Raw genomic sequence first — 583 nt, 5'->3', positions numbered from 1 at the left:
CTGAAAAAACCGTCTTTCGAATAACAAAACATTCAGACGGCCTTTTTGAATTTCAATCATAAACCGAATTATTTTAGATATTTGCTATCAAACGGGGAACTTATTTTCCGCTCTTCCTACTAAAAAGTCTTAACAATTATCCATATCAACAACTTAAGTGATATTAATTTGTTAAGGCAATTTCAAAATATAATATTTAGAAGCGAATATACAGCATGACAACTGAAGCAAAAACAGCCCCTTTACCGACTATTCTCTTTAACAAGGCGGCCTATACCAACGGCGATGATGTTATTCTGAACATCTCCAATGCGACAGACAAAATCACCTCTGTTACCGTCAGCCATTTAGGTACAGAAATCCAAAAATTGGATCATCTGAACTCAACCACCGTCAAACTTTCTTCCGATATTTTTTCACCCAATTCAGGCTACGTCGTCAAAGTAGAAACCGTTGACAACACCGGCAACCACACCAGCAAAACACTGGGTTTGTCTGTCGAAGACGACTGGACCATTTTTCCCCGCTATGGCGTAGTGGCGGGATCTAACGATAATTCGGCAGAACGAAACAACTCCATGAC

1 protein-coding gene is annotated in these 583 nt (G+C 39.5%); it reads left to right on the top strand.

The window, feature by feature from the left end:
* Window positions 1-215: 215 nt before the first annotated feature.
* Window positions 216-583: glycoside hydrolase family 66 protein (locus tag ACTHTJ_RS10725; RefSeq protein ID WP_440362669.1), on the top strand; the 368-nt coding region annotated here is incomplete at its 3' end.

The sequence above is a fragment of the Neisseria sp. P0018.S001 genome, from assembly GCF_051957355.1.
Classification (GTDB): Bacteria; Pseudomonadota; Gammaproteobacteria; order Burkholderiales; family Neisseriaceae; genus Neisseria; species Neisseria subflava_A.
Note: the sequence above shows the minus strand (reverse complement) of the source record. Positions and strands in the feature narration are given on the sequence as shown.